Here is a 16,567-nt window from a genome sequence, read left to right as displayed (position 1 = left end):
CGTTCCGGTACCGAGCGTAACCAATCCGCTAATGGTTTCGTTGGCGACAACCGGCGAATTCATGGTGATCGTCCCGCCATCCTGGATATTAAGAGTTTGACTTCCAGAAGTGCCAATGAAGAAAGGCGCCGCAGACGACGTGTCGAAGAAGATGTTTGCGATCGAGACGCCCGCACCGAGGTCGATCGTGGTGAAGCCGCCCCCCGCATTGTCAAATGTTGCCGTTTCACCGCCGAAGGTTCCCGGAACCGTCGTGACCCCACCCCAATTGGCAACATCGGACCACAACCCGTCGGTTAAAGTAGCACCGTTTCCGTCCCATGTGGCACTGTCAGCAAGGGCGATGGCAGGCAGGAACACAATGGTGAATGCAACTAACTTGCATGCGGCGCGGATAATCATAAGATGCTCCTTAAGGATCAATCGCAAAACAACCCCCGATCAAACACCCTGCCGAATCACTCAGAGTTCATTGTTCGGGCTTCACTCCGGAATAGAACCAACTGCCCGACCGGACTAGGTATTGCAGCGCTCCGCTCCCCCTTATTTGAACCGAATTTGAAATGCCTCGGCTGGCGCGCGGTATTTACCCCAAATCAATTTAATTCCAGCACGACGCACTAAATCGCTGATCGCTTCCTATCGACCCAGTGACTAATTCTCAAATTGTGCGCAATGACCGAGAAGTATTGCCGGATGTGAACACTCCCAACCCTGCAGCTTAGTTTCGGTTTGTCGACGACAAAATAGCCAAACTCAAACACAGGCATAGCCATTCTTTTCATCCTTCGATTTCTCGATGACTAAGGTGCACCGTTATCATTGGATTTGGTCAGCAGCCTTCACTCTTTTGAATATCTATGCAGTTTGCGTTGAAATTTTACTGGCGAAATTCCAATGCAGCGCTTAAAGGCACGTGAGAATTGGAACTGGTCAGCAAATCCAAGTTGACGAGCGGCTTGCTTAATCAGAAACTGTGGATCGCTAAGCAACCCGGCTGCAAACTGCATTCGACGACGCAGTAAATAGTTATAAGGTGTGACGTAATTGAATCGTTTGAAAAGTCGGCAGATATATGTCACTGAAAGCTGGTTGTATGCGGCCACTTGTTCAACGCTCTTAAATTTCAAAAAGTCCCGATCGATCAACTTTTGAATTTCCTGGTAAGTGGCAAATGCCCGGACATCGTTTCTGTCGGCCAAGGCTGGTTGTTCAGCAATTTTATAGGCCAACGCCGGCAACAACGATGCACACAAGGTCGGACTATATCGGGTTTGAGCAAGGCCATTTGCAATCATCAACTCGAACAATTCGCGTATCTGATGAATCGCACTAGTTTGCCTAACACCTCTCGAAACCAAATCGGCCCACCGAAAAATTTTCCGAGCACCTTGTCCAGCAAACACGATGTAGTATTTTTCGAGGAACTCGCCCGAGTTAACAGATATTTTTAAAGACGAGCCTGGCATATATCCAAACACGGATCCGGGAATTAATGCGTGCTCTTTGTCGTCAAATACCACCCACCCTGTTCCCGCCGCAACAAATTCAATTGCATAACGTGGAAACTTTTTAATCTCAATCGCCTGCCCGCTCCGGACACGTTCCCACCCGCCACAAATAACTCTGACTTCAATGCTCGAATTTCGTGTTAGCTCAAAGCAAAACCGTCTTGCATCACGAACTAGCTGCTGAGGAACGGTTTCCATTAGTTCTGCGGCAGCAATGGTCCCGCAGTTGCCGATATCTGACGTCCGAAACTTTTTCGACATTTCCCCTTTTTAGTGATAAGAACTGCCTGCCTGACGCCTAAATCCCACTTTGCAAGTGATGTGACTGACACACCGAAAAACTCTAGCCCTTCCCCCAACGGCTGAAACCGGCCGTAGATCAGAAGATTGCCCCTTACCATCTATTACGGGATGAGTGGCACAAACCTAACGGCGTTCGACGGAAATTTTTGAGATTAGATGGCATCTGCTGTGGTCAGGATTTTGCAGGCCTGTGAGGGACGATGGCATCACAAGGTCGGATTCAAAATCAGAAACCACCGAAGAAAATGTTTGCGGCTCAACCAATCGATGGGTAAAATCAAGCTTCTGTGTCAGTCTTGAATCGAAACCATCTGGGTTGAGGCAGTGCTATTTCGTGAAAGGGCTCGCAGTGGCCTATTCCTCAAATTCAATCACGCGCATCACATTGCTTAGTCGGCTAAAATCGGTTCCAGATGATCCGTCCGCCTGGGCCGAATTTGTGCATCGCTATGGCCGAAAAATTATCGCTTGGTGCCGGTCCTGGGGACTCCAAGAAGCTGACGCCCAAGATGTAACGCAAAATGTTTTTCTTAATCTAACGACTAGCCTTCGAGATTTTCGCTACGATTCAAGAGGCTGTTTCCGCGCTTGGTTAAAAACAATCACTCACCACGCATGGCGAGACTACCTTGAGAAGCGTAACAAGCTTGTCACGCCAAGCGAATGCGATTTGGTGCACGATCAGCTTTCAGCCTTCGAAGCTCGCGACGATCTTTCCACGAGGCTCACTGAGCTGGTTGAGCAAGAACTTTTCCGAGAAGCTGCTGCCCGGGTTCGTCTTCGTGTCGAACCACGCACTTGGGATGCTTTCCGCCTACTAGCGATTGATGGCCAGTCAGGCGCACAAACGGCTAGACAACTCGGCATGAAAGTAGCAACTGTCTTCGTCGCCCGGAGCAAAGTACAAAGGATGCTTTGCGAAGAGGTAAAACGTCTGGGAGATGAGTAATCGCTCGTTTCTGCGTAAATAAAAATCGCGATGATAACTTGTCCCACAACAGATTCACTTGAAAAGTTCCTCAGGCATGGTCTCGATGATGCCGAATATAAATTTTTCGAATCCCACATCGAAAGCTGCTCCAGTTGCCAGGAAACGCTTCAGCGAATATCGATCAGTATTCCGGCCAAAATTCATCCACAGCTTTTGAATGCTCTGTCCGAAACGGACCTGACTAATTCATCGGTTGCCGAAGCGTTTTTTTTTGCTCGGCTTACCGAAGAGGTGCTAGCGCGTCAATTGCCGGATCTTACTCCGCCGATGGAAGACTTTGCTGAAATTTGTTCCGCTCCAGAACTAGCTGGCTACGAAATTCTGGGAGAATTAGGGCGTGGTGCGTCGGGAGTAGTATTCCGAGCTCGCCACCTGGAATTAAATCGGTTAGTGGCTTTAAAAGTCCTGTCGTCAGCATCGCATCTATCTAGCGAGGCCCAACAACGGTTTCGACTCGAGGCGCAGGCCATCGCCCGCTTACGACATCCAAATATCGTGCAAGTTTACGATTATGGAAAAAAAGGTAACTATCCTTATCTTGCGCTGGAATTAATTGAAGGGGACAATCTGGCACGGTGGCTGGCCGGGGTTCCTCGGCCAGCAGCAGAATCGGCTCGCCTAGTCGAGGTTCTTGCCAAGGCAATTAGTTATGCCCACTGTCGTGGTGTGATCCACCGCGATCTAAAACCCTCCAACGTTTTGCTCGAAACGAAATGCGCAAAATCTATCCGTCCTTCGATCGAACGCCCTTCTGAAACAGTATGGTCCGACTGCGACCTAAAAATCACTGACTTTGGACTGGCAAAGATTGGTTCCGATTTTAACGAAACGGCGAGTCAACTAACTCAATCAGGAATGGTCTTGGGTACACCCTCATACATTGCACCAGAGCAAGTGTGCGGGCACACAAACGAGGTTGGTCCCGCCGCGGACGTGTATTCGCTGGGCGCCATCTTATACGAAATGCTAACGGGTCGCCCGCCATTTCATGGCGCTACGCCGATGGAAACACTGTTGCAAGCGGCCCACCAGGAACCTGTTCCGTTGCTCCGGTTGGCGCCGCAAGTACCACGCGATTTGCAGACCATCTGCCTGAAGTGTCTGGAAAAAAATATTGCCAAGCGGTATGCCACGGCATCAGATCTAGCCGCTGATTTGGAACGGTTTCGCAAACACGAGCCAATCGTGGCTCGTCCCTTGGGCCGTGGTCGTCGACTTTGGCGTTGGGCCCGTCGGCACCCTGTGCAAGCAATGGCAATATCAACAATTGTTTTGTTGTTCTTTGCGATTGCTAGCGGAGCGATTTGGCTAAGCTACAAGAACGCGACAAAATTGCGACTCACGGAAGACAATTTGCATGAGGTCGCTCAACTGCAGTCAGAAGGCAATTGGTCGGACGCCAATGCTGTGCTTGCTCAAGTGAAAGAACGGTTGGGAGCCGGCCCACCTCTTGAGCTCCGCGATCGCATCAAGCAGTTAGACCAAAATGCTCGTAATCATGATTTGTTGAGGCGTTTTGATGATATTCGCTTGGAACGCGCAAACGTAGAAAAAGTGCCATTTAACAATTTCCAAGCCGATCAAGATTATGCAATTGCATTTCGAGACGCAGGCATTATCGATACGAACAAGGATCCTGCAGCTATTGCGATGAGAATCGCCGCGTCGTCGATCCGCGCGCCGCTGCTTGCTGCAATGGACGATTGGGCTGTCTGCACGAATGATACAAAACGACGGACGCTTTTAATGGACGTCGCTCGGCGGGCCGATCCAGATGTATGGCGCGACTGTGTCCGCGATCCGGTTACGTGGGAGGATACCGACAGGCTAGTGCAACTGGCTAAAACCGCACCTGTCAAAGAGGAATCGGTCCAATTACTCGTCGCCGTAGGTGATCGATTGCAGACCAAGAGACGCGACTCAATTGAATTCCTTAACCGAGTGCAACAAACCTATCCCGCCGATTTTTGGGCCAACTATTTCTTGGGAATTGCGCTGACAAAAAAGAAATCACCCGACGCTGCAGGCTATTTCCGCGCGGCTTTAGCCCTTCGTCCTAGTTCGGCAGCTGTCTACGAGGGTTTAGGGAATGCCTTGCGAGCTGTAGGACAAGTTGATGAAGCGATCAAACAGTATTGGCGAGCAATACAAATCAATCCCAGTTATAGCGGGAGCTACGTTAGTTTGGGGAGTGCGTTGAAGACGCAGGGAATGGTTCGTGAAGCAATTGAACAATATCGTGAGGCAGTGAAAATCGACCCGAATAACGCGTGGGGACACTATGTTCTCGGCAATGCCCTCAGGGAATATTGCCGACTTGACGAAGCCATTGAGCAGTATAATCAGGCAATTGCCCTGAATCCGCAGTTAACTCAACCGCATTACGATTTGGGAACCGCTCTGACCTACGCCGGCAAGTTTCCGGAGGCAATCGAGGAATGTGAAATAGCACTTCGCATGCATCCGAAGAGTGGCATTGCCCATTACAACATTGGGATTATTTTGCAAATCCAAGGACGTTTGAGCGATTCGGTGGAACAGTTTCAAACCGCCGTTCAACTCAGCCCCAAATTAGAGAGGGCCTACGAAGCACTAGGGCAATCATTAATGGCCCTGGGCAATTTCAACGACGCTGAAGTCGCAATTCACCACGCTCTTGCATTGCTGCCTGAAGGGCATCCCCTGCACAGCTTTGTTAAGCTTCAACTTGATCAATGCCAACGTCTTTTTGATTTGGAAAAACACCTCCCTGCTGGGGTCGCGAATAATGCTAATGCCTTTGACGAAGACACCGACCGATTGCTGGCCGAATTGTACTTCATTAAACAACAATATGACTCATCAACACGTCTGTATAGCGCATGCTTCGAAACTTCATTACAACCAAAAGACGAATTATATCGTAGTTGCGGCTTTGAGGCGGCATGTGCTGCGGCGCGAACTGCAAACTGTATTCATAACGATGGCGACCTATCAGTCGATGCGGAACGACTACTTAATATTCAACAAGCACGCAAATGGTTGCGGATGACTTTGGACGCCTGGGCTTCGACGCTAGGCAGTTGCCAATCGAATTGCACACTACTACATAAACTTTATTCATGGCAAGCCAGCCCTGATCTGTCGGGACTGCGAGATTTCAACTCAATCGAAAGGTTGTCACCGGAAGAAGCACGCGAGTGCCGAGAGCTATGGGATGATTGGGCCGATGTGTTGAGGCGGGCAGAGAATTTAAATTAACGACACCCGATATTTCCATTTCTTTCAAGCGACTGTTTCTTTTTTTCCTGTGTGCGTTTGTCCTTGCTCCATGAGGAAAGCATCTTTTAGTAGAGAACTCTAACAATACCGTAGGGGCGGTTGCTAATGCCGTTGAGATAGGCGACAAGCTGAATAATGTGCGGGAACCAGCCCATTGTCGGAGAGGGGGGGAAATGGAAAAGCGCGTGTTGCGCGCGGCGACATTTTGCGTGGCTGCCATCTGCTGGCTAAACACGAACTGCGCACAAGCACAATTGAGGGCCTTTGGCGATGCAGAAGGTTTTGGCTCACTATCCACCGGCGGCCGCGCCGGCAGCCTGTACGTGGTGACCAATCTCAACGATTCCGGCGCTGGCTCTTTTCGCGACGCAGTGAGTCAATCCAACCGCATTGTGGTATTTGCCGTGGGCGGATATGTCAATTTGCTGTCAGCCGTCAGCGTGAAAAGCAACATCACCATTCTGGGCCAAACCGCGCCCGGCCAAGGCATTGGCTTCATGGGACACGAGGTTTCATTTTCAACTTCCAGTAACGATATTGTCGAATTCATTCGCGCCCGAGAGGGCAGCGCCGACTCTTCCGCCAAGGCCAGCATTAACTTGGGCGATACCACCAACATGATTCTGGATCACGTGGATGCGGAATACTCGCAGTACGACAACATCGACGCCGTGGGCACCAATGGCGTCAATAACGTCACCATTCAAAACTCGCTGTTGGCCGATCCCATTAAAGCACAGCAGTTCAACATGCATACCGAGGGGAATAACGTCACTTATGTGAACAACTTGTGGGTCAACGCCCACAACCGCAATCCGCTGGCGAAATCGAACAGTCAATACATCAACAACGTGGTTTATAATTACCAAGCTGGCTACACCACGGGTAACTCTGCGGGCGTTTACAGCTACGACATCCTGAACAATTATTTTATCGCCGGGCCAAGCACTACCAGCGCCGGAGATGCCTGGTACCAGTTGGACTCCAATCAAAGCGCTTATGCTTCTGGTAATTTGCTCGACTCGAACAAAGACGGAGTCCTCAATGGTTCGGCGACTACGCCCAGCGGGGTAAATTTGCTGTCTGCTCCCTGGTCGTCCACCACAACCAGTTTGCCGCTATTAAGCGCATCGGCGGCTTACACGTTCGACGTGGCCCACGCCGGCGATTCGCTGCAGCGCGACACAGTAGATACGCAAGTCATTAGTCAGGTGCAATCACTGGGCACGCAGGGTTCTATTTACAACACGGAAAATGACACCGGCCTGTCGAATAACGGCTTTGGCACCATCACGGGTGGCACACCACCTACTAGCAGCGCCAACGACGGCATTCCCGACACCTGGGCCGCGGCGCATGGTTTGAGCACGACCGATCCGTCGGGCGCACTCAAACTTAATCCGCTGGGCTACACCATGATCGAGCAATACGCCAACGAGCTAGGCGATGAATACGCCAGCCAAACGTGGTCCAACGCTAGCGGCACGTGGTCCAGCGGCACGTGGTCCTCGGCCGTGCCAGGAGTTTTTGACCATGCGCTGATCCGCGGCAACGGATCAACCAATGGCACGGTTACAATTTCGTCGGGCACCGCCACAGCCATGACACTTTCCATCGGTGGCAACGGTCCCACCACCGCCGGCGGCGAACAAGTCACCGTCTCCACCGGCGGAACGCTGAGCGTTTATGACACCATTACCGTGGGCGATCAAAATAATGCCACGCTGAACATTAGCGGCGGCACCGTGCAAGCCTACAACATCATTTTGGGAGATACGGTTTATTCGCCGTCGGCCACCAACTATACCGGCACCATCAATTTCACCAGCGGCACGCTGATGGTTTCGCAAATTGCTTTGGGGGCTGGCACGCCGAGCAACTGGACCAGCGGCGGCACGATGAATTGGAGCGGCGGCACGCTACGGGCGGCCGCCCAGTTGGCGATCAACGTGCCCATTTCGATGTCCGGGAGCGCCGGAACGATCGACACCAACGGGTTCAACGGGACGATTTCCGGCGCGATCTCCGGCAACACAGCCATTACAAAAATCGGCTCCGGCATCCTCGCGCTGACGGCATCGAACAATTACTCCGGAGGAACAATTCTAACCGCCGGTGAACTGGGAATCTCCAGCGACGCCAACATCGACGGCTCGGGCAGCTCCATCACTTTTAACGGCGGCCTGCTGCAAATTAACGGCACATCGCTAGTCACGTTGAATTCGCACGTCGTCAACTGGTCGACCTTCAACGGCGGATTTGACATCGCCAACAGCGCCAATACGTTCACGGTCAGCCAGAATATCGGTGGCAACGGCTCGTTCACAAAAGCCGGGGCGGGAACGTTGGTACTTAGCGGAATGAATAGCTACAGCGGCGGGACGATTCTCACCGGCGGCGTTTTGTCGGTGTCAGACGATTCCAATTTGGGCGCGGTCGGCAGTCCCATCACGTTTGCCGGCGGAACTTTACGCATCACCGGTATCACGTTCACGAATCTCAATGACCACGCGCCGACATTTTCCGCCAGCACCTCCACCATTGATGTCAACACTGCCGCCAACGTCTTCACCATTTCTCAGGCCATCGGCGGGTCCGGCGGCATTACCAAAGCCGGCGCCGGCGTGCTGGTGTTGAGCGGAACGAACAGCTTCACTGGCGATACCAACATTTCGGCCGGTACCCTGCGTTTAGGCAACGCGCTGGCCTTGCGAAAAAGCACGGTGAATTTGACCACCACCGGCATTGTGCTCGATCTGAACGGTTTCAACGCCACGTTTGGCGGACTGTCCGGCTCCCAAGGCCTGGATTTGAAAGGCACAACCCTGTCGGTCGGCGCCAACACAGAGTCTTATTCGGGTGTCATTAGCAGTTCCATCGGCACCGGCTCGATCATTAAAAACGGCAGCGGTACGTGGTCGGTTACCAGCGCCAACACGTACACTGGTTCCACGACCCTGTCCGCCGGAATTCTGAACATCGTAACCATCGGCAATGGTGGCGTTGCCGGACCGCTGGGCCAATCCACGAATGCGGCGGCGAATCTGGTCTTCGACGGCGGCACGCTACAATTCACCGGCACAGCAGGCGTCAGCACCGATCGTCTGTTTACCATGACTCCCAATGGCGGCACCATTGATGGCTCCGGCAGCAGCGGCGATGGTTTGGGCTTTACCAATACCGGGGCCATTGCCTTCACTGGGACTGGTAATCGCGCGCTGAATTTAATCGGCAGCGAAACCCATAACGCCTTTTCACCAGCGCTGGGCGATCCCGACGCTTCGAGCAAAACCTCCGTCATTGCGAACGGCACGGGACGCTGGCTATGGGAAAGCAAACTCTCGACCTATTCCGGCAATACGACTGTTCAGGCCGGCACCTTGCGCTTGTATCAGGGCGGCTTTTTGCCGTCCGGCCCGGGAAAGGGAAATGTGCTGGTCAGCACCGGCGCGACCCTCGTCGCCGACACGACGACGGGAATTAACGCCCTGGATAACGGTTCGTCGGGGGGCGGCACCGTCACTGTCAGTGCCGGCACTTTCACCTTCGGCAATGGTGATGCCTCCGGCAGTTTCGCCGGGGCCATTGGCGGGGCCGGCGGAATTGCCAAGACCGGTGCCGGCACCGAGGTGCTTTCTGGAACCGATACGTATTCCAGTTCCACGACCATCAGCGGCGGCGTTTTGCAATTCAACACCGCCGCCAGCATCGGCGGCTCCGGCGCCAGTGTGACCGTTAGCTCCGGTGCCACCGATGCCGCCGGATACGCCATCGATCAAACTTTCCTCGGACGAATCACCGGCACTTCCACAGGCGTCGTCGCCTTAGCCGCCTCCAGTTCGAACAATTTAAATCTGAGCGCCAACGGCGGTGCTAATCTGCCCTATATCAGCATCGGGGCCATCGGATCGGTAACTTACAGCGGAGTGCTTACGCCGGCTAACAGCGCGTACTCTTTCGGTGGCGGCGGCGGAACGCTAACCGTCAGCGGCATTAATGCCCTGAGCGGAAATTCCACAGTTACGGTTGGTCTTGGCAGTGCCGCAGCTGTTAATGCGTTGAACCTGAACGTCACCGCCTCGCAAAGCTACACCGGGGCCACGACTATCAAAACCGGGGGCGAAATCAGCGGCGTGGTGGCCAATGGCGGAACCAACAGCGGCATCGGTTCCTCGTCCAACGTCGCCAGCAATTTAATTCTCGACGGCGGCACGCTGGCCGGCACGGGTTCGACCAATCGGCTGTTCACACTCACCGCCAATGGTGGCACGCTCGACAATTCCGGCGGATTGAGCTTCACCAACACCGGCGCGCTGGCGACTGCGGCCAGCTCCAGTCCGACCCTAACCTTGACGGGTTCCAGCACCGCGCACAACACGCTCAGTCTGGCCGTGGCCGATCCATCGGGCGGCACGCTTTCGGTTGTGAAATCCGGTACGGGAAAATGGACCTTCGCCAGCGGCGTTAAAACTTACAGCGGCGACACCCACGTCACTGCGGGCACTTTGGAAACGCTCTCCAGCGGCGCGCTTTCGCCCAACAGCAACATGGTGCTGGATGCCGGGACCACACTCGATTTCCATGATGAACCGAGCGAATCGATTAACGCCCTCGCCGGCGCCGGCGCCGTGGTGAACAGTTTCTCCGGCTCGCATACCGACACGCTGACCATCGGCTCCAACAACGGCGGCGGCAGGTTTACCGGCACGATCACCAGCGCCGGCACGTTCAATCTCATCAAAAATGGCGCCGGCACGGAAATCTTGTCCGGCGCAAACGCCTTCACCGGCACCACGACCATCAATCATGGAACGTTGCAGTTGGGAGCCAGCAACACGTTTCCCACGACTGCGAATCTAACACTTGCTGGTGGGACCTTAACCACCGGTGGATTCAGCGACAATTTTGGCGCCGGCAAGCTACAAGTAACCGCCAATTCGCACATCGACTTGGGGTCAGGCACAAGCGTCCTGCACTTTGCCGCCAGCAATGCCATACCCTGGAGCGGGGCCCTCACCATTGATGATTGGAGCGGCTCGCTTTCCGGCGGCGGGCCCGATCAAATCTTTGTCGGCTCCGACGCCACCGGTTTATCGGCCTATCAATTGGCCAACATTGTGTTCACGGGTTCCGGCATGCCCGATGCGGTCCAACTCGCCACCGGCGAGGTCGTGCCCGGCCGAACGCTTATCCCCGGGGATCTTACCGGCGATAATGCCCTTGATGCTCCCGATGTGCTGGCGATGATGACGGCGCTTGCGGATCCTGCCGCTTACGAATCGACCCACGATCTGACCGCCACCGATTTGGTTACGCTGGGCGACATCAATCAAGACGGGTATTTTAACAATGCCGACATCCAAGCGTTGATTAGCGACCTTCGCAGCGGAGGTGGATCAAATGCGACGGTCCCCGAGCCCGCTGCGTCTTTCCTGGCGATCATTTCCACCGCTGGCGGCTTGCTTTTTTACCGTGCAGTTTTCCGCACCGGAAACCCCAGCCGCTTGATTGTGCCTGCGTCCGAAACCGAGCTGACAAATTATTTCATCAACTGACCGGTTTGTTGGCACATGCTGAGCGTCTCGAAAACTCATCTAGGTTCTCGGTCTGGTACTCGGTTGCCGTTCCACCCAAAGAAATGCGTCGGCAAACCAACGAATTTGCGACCGTCGGGCAGCCTATTTGTCTTCTGCGCGGTCAACTTCAAAGCGAATCCGGAGGAACTCCGGGCACACTTGCACGACGTAATCGTGCAATTAGCCAGTCAACCTCGGGACTTTAAGTCTGCCGAAGAGTTTCTTGCGCAACTGCTGCCAGACGCTTGGCTTGCTGATCATCTTGAGGCTCTCCGTTCCCTAGCCCGATAACACATTGGTACTTTTGTTGACACGGCACCGCTTACTTTACCCAGTTGGAGAGTTGGGGCAGCCGTAACGCCAAACGATGAGGCCCATTCGCACTAGATTCCGACCGATCCTGTGCTTCGTCGCGGTTCAGGCTCCGCCAATTTCTGAATAGTCAATAAAAAGTGCTTGCTTTGGTCATATTACCCGCCCATAATGGGGGGGGGGGGAAATTGAAATCACTGCCGTCATGCGGCAAGGACTAAGGAATTCATGTCGAGGCAAGATTGCAATCTTTCGACCCAACTCGCTAGCGTCTTTTGTTCAAGGAGTCGCTAATCACATGAAAAGCCATAGCCTGCTGGCGCTCCTATCGGTTGGCGTTGGAGCAATCTTCACTGTCGCTCCCATGAGCGCCCGCGCCGACGAAGCCTTCTTTGTGTCGAATACCAACAACACGATTGAGCAATTCACGCCAACTGGCGTCGGTTCCCAGTTTACAAACTCCGGCTTGCACTCTCCGGAAGGATTGGCAATTGATAGCGCTGGCAACGTCTATGCCGCGAATTCCGCCAACACGGCGATCGAAAAATACACACCCGCCGGTGGAACAGGAACGGTTTTCTCCAGTTTCGGCACTTCTAATAAGGCCGGCTTGGCTTTCGATAGCATGGGCGACCTTTTCGCTGCTGGATTCGGCAATAATACGATTGAGGAGTACTCTCCCGCTGGCACGCCGTCTGTGTTCGCCAGCGACCCCGGCGACCATTCTGTTGTGTACCAACCACAGGGAATTGCCTTCGACAGCCTGGGCAATCTCTATGTGGCCAATCTTAACTTCATTGAGAAATTCACTCCTGCCGGCTCCCCGTCGCGATTTGCCACCCCAGGCCATGCTCTGGGCGGTCTGGCCATTGACAGCGACAACAACGTCTTCGTGTCGTATTTCAACGATAACAAAATCGAGGAGTTCAATTCCCTGGGCAACGATGAAGGGGCATTTGCGGACCCGAACGACAGCTCCATTTTGGCGATCCCGCTAGGCCTGGCCTTTGACAGCGACGGGAACCTTTACGCCGCAAACATCACCAACTTTATCGAGGAGTTCGCGCCGGATGGAACTCCCTCGCGATTCGCAACAGATCCCGGCGACGGTACTGTCATGCATGATCCGCAATATATTGCGATCGGCGTCGTTCCAGAGCCCTCCTCCTTGGCATTGCTGTGTGTTGGCACGGGAATACTCTTGGTCGCAACGCGCCGGCGAAACCATCAAATCAGTCCCGACGGGCATCTCGCTCCTTGGTGTGTCTAGGTACAGCAAAGTGTAACCGTAGCAAATAAGCGAAAGAGTCTTTGCACCTTTCGACCGCATTACGCATCCGTTTTCTTGGACTCCGAGAAACTCACCCCTTTGTTGGCACATTCTTGGCGTCTCGAAAACTCATCTCCGTGCTCAGCCTGACAGTCGACGGCCGTTCGGGTCCAAGAAACGCCCCATCAACCCAACCCTTTTTCGAGTCGCAGTCGCGCGCTGAGTGTATTTGCGATGGAGCATTTGGCTTGCTTCAGCGCGCCTGTTCCGCGCGGCTGTGCGCACAACTGACTTCGTCCGAACTGCAAGGACTGGTCGAATCTCCGGGGGATTCGCAAGTCACTCTAGCCTAGTTGTAAGTAGTGAAGTAATGTCCTACTGCTGCGATTGCGTTGCTAGCCTCTCAGCCCACTTGGTGTTTGTCCCACGATAGGAAGTTCCCATGCCTGAATGACCATACTTTTTTTAATCGTCAAAGCTTGCCCAGTCGATAGAAGGGCAGAGATATTGACAATCGTTGCACCTTGCAGTGCTAGCCTCAGGACTCGCAGATGGCATCGATTTTAGACCGGCCCTCTTCCTTTGTGTTGCAATCTCCGCCTCGGGAGACGCTCGTCGATTCATTAGAATTGGCATCCATGCCCCCTGCGCGCGGGCCGCTTAACTTGATTCTGATGGCCAAGCGCCGAAGGGCACATTCGCAAGATTTTCCCGCAATTGCACAGAAGATTCGCGAACTGGCGCCGGATATCAAGCCGATCATCCTGACCGATCGCTATTACGACTATTTGTGGCCCGCACCGTGGCTGAGACCCGCGCTGACAGTGGCACCGGCGCAATTGCAGCGTTACCATCCGCTGCGTGGCTACCTGTGTCAGAACCGTCTGTTCAAAAAGAGCACAGAATATGCGTTGATGGAGCAGTTCGGAGTGCCCGTTCCGCGCTGGGCACTGGTGACTGAAAACCAATCACCCGATCTGACCGGCTTCGGACCGTACGTGGTCGTGAAGCCTGACTTAGGGTGCCGCGGGGCCGAGGTTAAGATCAAACGTCAGGGGCGAGTGCGGTGGAAACCGCCGGCGAATAAGATGGCGGTTCGCAGGGGCAATCTAGACCTAATTGCGCAGGAATTCATTTATACGGGCTCTTGGCCAGTCAGCTATCGCGTGACCACCCTGTTTGGTCGAGTGTTGTTTTCTTGGAAGGTTGAAGCTGCACGCACCCGGCGCCCGTTGTCGAGCCCCGTTGGTTTTAATGTGGGTGACGCAAACGGCGGCGGGATGGCGATCACTTCGAGCGGTCCGGGCTGCCGGTTCGAACTTTGTTACGACGAGGACGTTTTGAAATTAGGACAGCGCGCGCACGCCGCATTTCCCAACCATCCGCTGCTGGGCTTTGACATTATTCGCGAGTCGCCGAGCGCCAAGCTGTATGTCATCGAGGCAAATTCCGGCGGCGATGTTTGGCATTTTTCCTCGGCGACAGGACTGAGCATTCAACGCGACAACAACCTAGATTTTGCCGCTCAGTTCGACGGTCTGCGCCGCGCGGCGTTGACGCTTATTGCGGAAACGCGACGGCGTGCTCAATAGCATCTAATTGGGCTAACTGCGAAGAAAGATCAGTCGCATGGAACCCTTTCTCGTCATGAATGCTCCTTCGCTTGCAACCGCGAATCGTCGGCGGCTTCACATGCATTGCGCCCGGTCCATGGCGTGCGCGTCGTTGGCGCCCTGGCGGGGTTGTGAACTCGCGCACTACTCCGATCGTTCGCTCCTGTTCTCGAAACCGGGCGATCTTGTATGCCTCCATGCGCCCCCTGATGCAAGTTACCTGGCCTACTTAAATCGACTGGGAATCGGCCCGCGTCTGGCGGACGTGATTTCCTGCCCCGACTTGCCTGATACTGCCGGATTACCTATGGCCGCGAAGCTTGGCAGGGACGAATACCTTTGGCGGCAACTTGTCGAAAGTCTTCGGCCCGCGGAAGAAGTTGAACTTCAGCCGTATATGACGACCCGCTTCGAGACGGAATTTGCTCAGCGTTTACAGGACTGCCTGCCTGGAACTGTGCAGTTGATTGGCGGCAATAGCGCCGTGCTAGAGCACTTCGACCAAAAACATCATGCCCGCCAGATGGCTCTGGCACTTGGAATTCCCGTGGCCCCTGGCGAGGTGATCGAGATTGCCAAGGCGATTGATTGGTACAACTTGGGCAATGCAATCCGCCGCCAACTCTGTCACACTGGGAAGGTAATTGTTCGTGGAGCCTGTGGCAATAACGGCTCATCAGTTCAGGTTGTTGTCGGCACTCACGAAGTGACGCCCTGCATCGAGCGTTTGCGACAGAACGACTCTAACATAACCTATCTGGTTGAAGCGATGTTCGAAGTCACGAGTTCCCCCAACATAGGAATGTTCATTGATCCGCAGACGCGTGATGTCTCGTGCTTCAGTTGCACGCAACAGGTATTCGAAAGGAACTTAGATCACGCTGGCAACCAGTATCCGCTCAAAGATTCAGGCCAACTCCCGGCCATGATTGCCGCAGCAGAACGATTCATGTTCTTTCTGCGAGACTTGGGTGTAACCGGTCATATAGGATTTGATTTTTGCGAGTACAAATTACCCGCCGGCGGAATATCCTTCCTAATGGCCGAGCTCAATCCCCGGATTAACGGTGCGACATATAGTCAAACTTTGTTCGCGGCATTGAATCAGATTCAGCGCAATTACGGCGGCCCATCGCTGGGCAGCTTCTATGCCGTGAACATGTCCACGGCACTCAACAGCTTTTCGGCACTGGAGGACGCCGTTGGTGAATTGCTCTTCAAGCCGGGCCAGCACCAAGGGTTTGTTCCGAGAAATCTCAGCCCTTTTACCGAGGGGAAGTGTAGCGTCGTCATGGTAGCCCATCAGGCGGAAGGCCTCAATGAACTGCATTCTCAGCTTTCTGCGAAGCTACAACCCGCAGTTATGCGGCGAGCCGCGCGAGCAGCATAGTCAAGCTTGAAATTCTGTTTCGATGCCTGCCCTGAGGATCAAAGGCACTTACCACCCTGTATTCAAAGGAACTGCTAACAGTGAACTCGATATCATCGTCAAGGTTTTCCTATTTTTCGCGAGTGATACGACCGATAAACACGATATCCTTGTCTCCTATGAATACTGCTGCTAGCAATCGCGTTTGGACCCATGCCACTAGCTAGCCCTCCAACTTGGCACGTAATTGAAAGCTGCGATGAGCACGTCATAGCGGAAATCTGCTGCTTTCGAATAAGCGTTTGGCGCGAGGAAGGGCTTCTATCTCCCCATGCTTTCCCCAACGGCCAGTGGCGCGATT

The 16,567-nt window shown here is 53.9% G+C and carries 8 protein-coding genes; 6 read left to right on the top strand and 2 right to left on the bottom strand.

What is annotated here, in order from left to right; translation table 11 throughout:
* Together VMJ32_09840 and VMJ32_09835 are read right to left on the bottom strand one after the other, a co-directional pair.
* A partial coding sequence (locus tag VMJ32_09840; GenBank protein ID HTQ39320.1) for a hypothetical protein occupies positions 1-402 on the bottom strand: 402 nt, incomplete at its 3' end.
* Positions 403-842: 440 nt separating this feature from the next.
* Positions 843-1,772 carry an AraC family transcriptional regulator gene (locus tag VMJ32_09835; GenBank protein HTQ39319.1) on the bottom strand — a complete coding sequence of 310 codons (930 nt, stop codon included), beginning with the start codon at positions 1,770-1,772 and terminating at the stop codon, positions 843-845.
* 232 nt (positions 1,773-2,004) lie between these two features.
* Between VMJ32_09835 and VMJ32_09830 the strand changes: the two genes are divergently transcribed.
* The 6 genes from VMJ32_09830 to VMJ32_09805 all read left to right on the top strand — a co-directional run bounded on the left by VMJ32_09830 (position 2,005) and on the right by VMJ32_09805 (position 16,227).
* Positions 2,005-2,763 carry a sigma-70 family RNA polymerase sigma factor gene (locus tag VMJ32_09830; protein HTQ39318.1) on the top strand — a complete coding sequence of 253 codons (759 nt, stop codon included), beginning with the start codon at positions 2,005-2,007 and terminating at the stop codon, positions 2,761-2,763.
* Between the two features lie 30 nt (positions 2,764-2,793).
* A complete protein-coding gene (locus tag VMJ32_09825; protein HTQ39317.1) occupies positions 2,794-6,045 on the top strand; it encodes a tetratricopeptide repeat protein in 3,252 nt (1,083 codons plus the stop codon).
* Positions 6,046-6,239: 194 nt separating this feature from the next.
* Positions 6,240-11,621: an autotransporter-associated beta strand repeat-containing protein gene (locus VMJ32_09820; GenBank protein HTQ39316.1), complete on the top strand. Its 5,382-nt coding sequence runs from the start codon at positions 6,240-6,242 to the stop codon at positions 11,619-11,621.
* 538 nt (positions 11,622-12,159) lie between these two features.
* The gene (locus VMJ32_09815) at positions 12,160-13,224 is read left to right on the top strand and encodes a PEP-CTERM sorting domain-containing protein (protein HTQ39315.1); all 1,065 of its coding nucleotides are present in this window, start codon (positions 12,160-12,162) and stop codon (positions 13,222-13,224) included.
* 551 nt (positions 13,225-13,775) lie between these two features.
* Positions 13,776-14,816 (top strand): hypothetical protein, encoded by a 1,041-nt coding sequence (locus VMJ32_09810; GenBank protein ID HTQ39314.1) that lies wholly within the window; start codon positions 13,776-13,778, stop codon positions 14,814-14,816.
* Between the two features lie 37 nt (positions 14,817-14,853).
* Positions 14,854-16,227, top strand: coding sequence for a hypothetical protein (locus VMJ32_09805; GenBank protein HTQ39313.1), 1,374 nt, complete (start codon positions 14,854-14,856; stop codon positions 16,225-16,227).
* The last annotated feature ends 340 nt before the right edge of the window (positions 16,228-16,567 follow it).

Source organism: Pirellulales bacterium (genome assembly GCA_035499655.1).
Classification (GTDB): domain Bacteria; phylum Planctomycetota; class Planctomycetia; order Pirellulales; family JADZDJ01; genus DATJYL01.
This window is presented reverse-complemented; position numbering and strand designations above follow the sequence as displayed.

Excerpts from the sequence above, each read along its gene's own strand:
- VMJ32_09835 (HTQ39319.1), bottom strand. The coding sequence starts at position 1,772 with ATGTCGAAAAAGTTTCGGACGTCAGATATCGGCAACTGCGGGACCATT.
- VMJ32_09825 (HTQ39317.1), top strand. The coding sequence starts at position 2,794 with ATGATAACTTGTCCCACAACAGATTCACTTGAAAAGTTCCTCAGGCAT.
- VMJ32_09820 (HTQ39316.1), top strand. The coding sequence starts at position 6,240 with ATGGAAAAGCGCGTGTTGCGCGCGGCGACATTTTGCGTGGCTGCCATC.
- VMJ32_09815 (HTQ39315.1), top strand. The coding sequence starts at position 12,160 with ATGCGGCAAGGACTAAGGAATTCATGTCGAGGCAAGATTGCAATCTTT.
- VMJ32_09810 (HTQ39314.1), top strand. The coding sequence starts at position 13,776 with ATGGCATCGATTTTAGACCGGCCCTCTTCCTTTGTGTTGCAATCTCCG.
- VMJ32_09805 (HTQ39313.1), top strand. The coding sequence starts at position 14,854 with ATGGAACCCTTTCTCGTCATGAATGCTCCTTCGCTTGCAACCGCGAAT.